The organism is Massilia sp. (assembly GCF_031995545.1).
Taxonomy (GTDB): domain Bacteria; phylum Pseudomonadota; class Gammaproteobacteria; order Burkholderiales; family Burkholderiaceae_D; genus Telluria.
The window spans coordinates 1-4,753 of the sequence record NZ_DAMAGA010000030.1 but is presented as its reverse complement, the minus strand read 5'-3'; the positions used below and the strand labels follow the sequence as shown (position 1 = coordinate 4,753).

The 4,753-nt window shown below is 67.7% G+C and carries 4 protein-coding genes and 1 pseudogene; 3 read left to right on the top strand and 2 right to left on the bottom strand.

Annotated elements, in window-relative coordinates; all coding sequences use genetic code 11:
- The first annotated feature begins 46 nt into the window (after positions 1–46).
- Positions 47–1,546 (top strand): NAD(P)H-hydrate dehydratase, encoded by a 1,500-nt coding sequence (locus tag RTQ83_RS18070; RefSeq protein WP_312517436.1) that lies wholly within the window; start codon positions 47–49, stop codon positions 1,544–1,546.
- A 12-nt stretch (positions 1,547–1,558) separates the two neighbouring features.
- On the opposite strand, the gene RTQ83_RS18065 is transcribed toward RTQ83_RS18070, so the two are convergent.
- Positions 1,559–2,278, bottom strand: a complete 720-nt coding sequence (locus RTQ83_RS18065) for an ABC transporter ATP-binding protein (protein WP_312517433.1) — start codon at positions 2,276–2,278, stop codon at positions 1,559–1,561.
- Positions 2,279–2,327: 49 nt separating this feature from the next.
- On the opposite strand from RTQ83_RS18065, the gene RTQ83_RS18060 reads away from it, so the two are divergent.
- Both RTQ83_RS18060 and mnmH read left to right on the top strand, forming a co-directional pair.
- Positions 2,328–2,918: an arylesterase gene (locus tag RTQ83_RS18060; protein ID WP_312517430.1), complete on the top strand. Its 591-nt coding sequence runs from the start codon at positions 2,328–2,330 to the stop codon at positions 2,916–2,918.
- The gene (gene mnmH, locus RTQ83_RS18055) at positions 2,915–3,970 is read left to right on the top strand and encodes a tRNA 2-selenouridine(34) synthase MnmH (RefSeq protein ID WP_312517427.1); all 1,056 of its coding nucleotides are present in this window, start codon (positions 2,915–2,917) and stop codon (positions 3,968–3,970) included. The genes RTQ83_RS18060 and mnmH overlap by 4 nt, the downstream gene beginning before the upstream one ends.
- 94 nt (positions 3,971–4,064) lie before the next feature.
- Here mnmH and RTQ83_RS18050 read toward each other — a convergent pair.
- Positions 4,065–4,753 (bottom strand): annotated as a pseudogene (locus tag RTQ83_RS18050) (peptidylprolyl isomerase); the annotation flags it as partial.

Sequence of the window (4,753 nt, the reverse complement as noted above, 5' to 3'; positions counted from 1 at the left end):
GCGAAAATGCACGACAATGACATCGAACCCACTCTTCAAGTCAAGCATGGAACATCGTCTTTATACCGTCGCCCAGATCCGCACCATCGAGGAAGCGGCCTATGCCAACCTGCCTGCCGGGACGCTGATGACGCGCGCCGGCCAGGCCGCCAGCGCGTACGCACTGGAACTGCTGGGCAACTCGCGCGCGCTGCCGGTGCTGGTACTGGCCGGTCCCGGCAACAACGGCGGCGACGCGCTGGAGGTCGCCGCCAACTTGGCCGACGCCGGCGTCGACGCCACGGTACTGCACCTGCCGGGCCGCGCGGAAGCATCGAGCGCCACTGCCGCCGCCTACGAACGCGCCCGCTCCGGCACGGTCGGCTGGATCGACATGCTGCCGCCGGACGCCGAATGGGGCCTGGTGATCGACGGCCTGTTCGGCATCGGACTCACGCGTCCACTGGAGGGCGAAGTGCGCGAGCTGGTGGCGTCGTTGTCGACGCTGCGCTGCCCGATCCTGGCGCTCGACGTGCCGAGCGGCCTGGATGCCGACACCGGCGCCGTGATAGGCCCGGACGGCATTGCGGTGTGCGCCACCCACACCATCACCTTCCTCGGCAACAAGCCAGGCCTGCATACCGCCGACGGACGCGATCACGCCGGCCAGGTGCGGGTCGACATGCTGGGCGTCGACGACAGCGTGCTGCCGCGCGCCGCCGCCGCGAGCGGCGACATCGCCCTGTTCGCGGGCCACCTGGCGGCGCGCCGCAGCAACTCGCACAAGGGCAGTTTCGGCGACGTCGCCGTGGTCGGCGGCGCGCACGGCATGGCCGGGGCGCCGGTACTGGCCGCGCGCAGCGCGCTGTACGCCGGCGCCGGGCGCGTGTTCGTGGCCTCGCTCGGCGCGGGCCCCGGCTACGACAGCACCCAGCCCGAACTCATGTTCCGCCAGGCCGACGACTTCGATTTCTTCGGCCGCACGCTGGTGATCGGCCCCGGCATGGGCGACTCGGCGAATGCGATCCGCCTGATGGCCAAGGCCCTCGACAGCGACAGCCCGCTGGTGATCGACGCCGACGCCCTGAACCTGATCGGCGCCAGCCCGGACATGCAGTCACGCCTGGCGCAGCGCAGCGCGCCCAGCATCCTGACCCCGCATCCGCTCGAAGGCGCGCGCCTGCTCGGCATGACGGTCGCCGTGGTGCAAGGCGACCGGCTGGAAGCGGCGCGCGAAATGGCGCTGCGCATGAATGCGACCGTGATCCTGAAGGGTTCGGGCAGCGTGATCGCGCGGCCCGATGGCGAAGTGGTGATCAACCCGACCGGCAATGCGGGCCTGGCCACGGCCGGTACCGGCGACGTGCTGGCGGGGTTGTGCGGCGCGCTGCTGGCGCAGGGCTGGCCGGGCTGGGAAGCGGCGATCGGCGCCGCCTGGATCCACGGCGCGGCGGCCGACCAACTGGTGGCGCAGGGAATCGGCCCGATCGGGCTGACCGCGGGCGAACTGCCGGCGGCGCTGCGCCAGGTGCTCAATCGCCTGGTGCGCGAGCACGCGCCGCGTTGAGGCTTTGCGCCGTCAGGCGACGATGCGGCCGGCGGCGATGGTGAGTGTGCGGCCGCAGCGCGCCGCCATCGCGCTGTCGTGCGTGACCAGCACCAGGGTCGAGCCGCGCTCGCGATTGAGTTCGAACATCAACTGAATCACCGCCTCGCCGGTGACCGCATCGAGCGCGCCGGTCGGTTCGTCGGCGAACAGCAGCGGCGGTTCGGTGACGAAGGCGCGTGCCAGCGCGACGCGCTGCTGCTCGCCGCCGGACAGGAACTTGGGATAGTGCGTCAGGCGGCTCGACAGGCCGACCCGGCCCAACATCTCGGTGGCCTTGGCGCGCGCGTCGGCGTCGCCGCGCAGTTCGAGCGGCAGCATCACGTTTTCGAGCGCGGTCAGGTGACCCAGCAACTGGAACGACTGGAACACGAAGCCCAGCTTGGCCTTGCGGAAGGCGGCGCGTCCGTCTTCGTCGAGGGCAAAGATGTCGGTGCCATCGAGCAGCACGGTGCCCGAGGTCGGCGTGTCCAGGCCGGCCAGCAGGCCAAGCAGCGTGGACTTGCCCGAGCCGGACGCGCCGACCAGCGCGAGCGTCTCAGCCGGTTCTACTTTAAAATCGATGTCTTGCAAGATGGTGAGTTCGCCGCTGGCGTCCGCAACCTTCTTCGCTAGGGCGTTCACCTGGATCGCCGGCGCTGCGCCGGCGTCGAGGGTGGCGTTGTGTTTGAATGCCTCGGGATGATCACGCATGCTTGCTTTTCTTAAAAAATTGACTGTCGGCGCAGCGCTCGGTGTTGCTATGACCCTGGCTACGACGGCGAGCGCCTATTCTGCACCAAAAACCGTTCTCGTGGTCGGCGACAGCCTGTCGGCCGAATACGGTATCGCGCGCGGCGCGGGCTGGGTCGCGCTGCTGGAACAGAAACTCAAATCGGAAAAGATCGCCGCGAAGGTGGTCAACGCCAGCATCAGCGGCGAGACCACCAGCGGCGGGCGCGCGCGCCTGCCGGCCCTGCTCGGCCAGCACCGGCCCGACATCGTCGTCATCGAACTGGGCGCCAACGACGGCCTGCGCGGCCTGCCGGTGCCGTCGGCCGAAGCGAACCTGCGCGAGATGATCAAGCAGTCGCAGGCCAAGCAGGCGCGCGTGCTGCTGGTCGGCATGCGCATGCCGCCGAACTACGGGCGCGCCTACACCGAGCGCTTCTTCAATATGTTCAAGGCGGTGTCGAACGACACCAGGTCGCCGCTGGTGCCCTTCATGCTCGAAGGCGTGGCCGACAAGCCCACCTTGTTCCAGCAAGACCGCCTGCATCCGACCGCGCAGGCGCATCCGATCATCCTGAATAACATCTGGCCGCAGTTCTCCAGTCTCATCAAGAAACAATGAAATATCCAGAAGTCCTGGGCTTCGACGCCATCCTGGCGCAGCTCGACAGTTTCGACACCATCATCGATGCGCGCAGCGAGTCGGAATACGCGCACGACCACATTCCCGGCGCGATCAACTGCCCGGTCCTGAACGACGAGGAGCGCATCCGCGTCGGCACGCTGTACAAGCAGCAAGGCGCGTTCGAGGCCAAGAAGGTCGGCGCGCCGATCGTGGCGGCGAACATCGCGCGCCACATCGAGACGCTCTTCGCCGACAAGCCGCGCGAATGGCGCCCGCTGGTGTATTGCTGGCGCGGCGGCAACCGCAGCGGATCGATGGCGCATATCATGGCGCGCATCGGCTGGCCGGTGGTGCAGCTCGAAGGCGGCTACAAGAACTATCGCGCGCATGTGAGCACGGCGCTGGAAGACCCGCCGGCACTTAGCTGGCGCGTGATCTGCGGTACCACCGGCAGCGGCAAGAGCCGCCTGCTGGAGACGCTGCACGGCATCGGCGCCCAGGTACTGGACCTGGAAAAGCTGGCCGCCCACCGCGGCTCGGTGCTGGGCCACCTGCCGCACGAACCGCAACCGACCCAGAAGTGGTTCGAGAGCCAGATCTGGGACCAGCTGCGCCGCTTCGATCCGTCGAAACCGGTGTTCGTCGAATCCGAGAGCAAGAAGGTCGGCAACCTGCGCGTGCCGGGCCTGGTGATGGAGCGCATGCGCGCCGCACCGTGCATCGCGCTGAACCTGTCGCGCCCGAACCGCGTGCGCCTCTTGATGCAGGACTACGAGCATTTCTGCGCCGATCCCGCGACCCTCAACGGCCAGCTGGAGCATCTGGTGCAGCTGCACGGGCGCGCCCGGATCGAAGCCTGGCAAGGACTGGCCAATAACGGCGCGATGGCCGAGGTGGTCGACCAGCTACTGGAGGAACACTACGACCCGGCTTATCTGCGTTCGATCGACCGCAACTTCGTGCAGTACCCGCAAGCGCAAGCGCTGGCGCTGGATGACATCGCGCCGGAAGACTTCCTGCGCGCCGCGCGCACATTGCATTCAACGTAGGGTTAGCAGACCCTCGGATTCAATCGCCGGCACCAACAAAACAAAAAGCCCGACTGCTCACGCAGCCGGGCTTTTTCACATCCAGCGTCCGCTATTACTGGCCGCTGTCGTTGTTACCGAGTTCCGAACCCTTGACGCTGACCTTGGCTTTCGCCTTGACCTTCAGCGCTTCGACATAGTCGACCATGGTCTGCTGGCCCGCCAGTTCGGCGATCTGCTGCGCTTCCTGCTTGCGGCGCGCTTCGTCAGGCTGGGCCGGCTGCGAGACCTTGCCGATGCGGTACACGCCGTAGCCCTGGCCCGGCACTTCCACACCGACGTAGGCCGGCAGCTTGCTCACGTCGGCTTTCAGCACGGCGATGGCGGCAGCCTGGTTGACGGTCGGCGGCGTGGTGCGCGACAGCACCTTCGTTTCACCGAAGCCGGTGGCGTCGCCCGAGGCCTTGACGGCATTGAGCTTGGCTTCGCCGGCCTGGCGTGCCAGGCGCGCCGCTTCTTCCAGCGTCACGCGCTGGCGGATCGCCGCATCGACGTCGGCCAGGGCGCGCTTGCTCGCCGGGCGGAACTCGACCACGCGGCCGGAAACCAGCACGGTCGGCGCGACTTCCACCGCCTCGGTGTTGCGCTTGTTCTTGATCGCGTCGTTGGAGAACAGCGCAGTCAGGAACTTGGCGTTGTTGAACGGCGCATCGCCCAGCGCCGGGTTCGGCGTGCGGGTCAGGTTGTCGACGGTCTGGATCTGCAGCTTGAGCTTGTCGGCGACCGGCTTGAGGCTGTCCGACT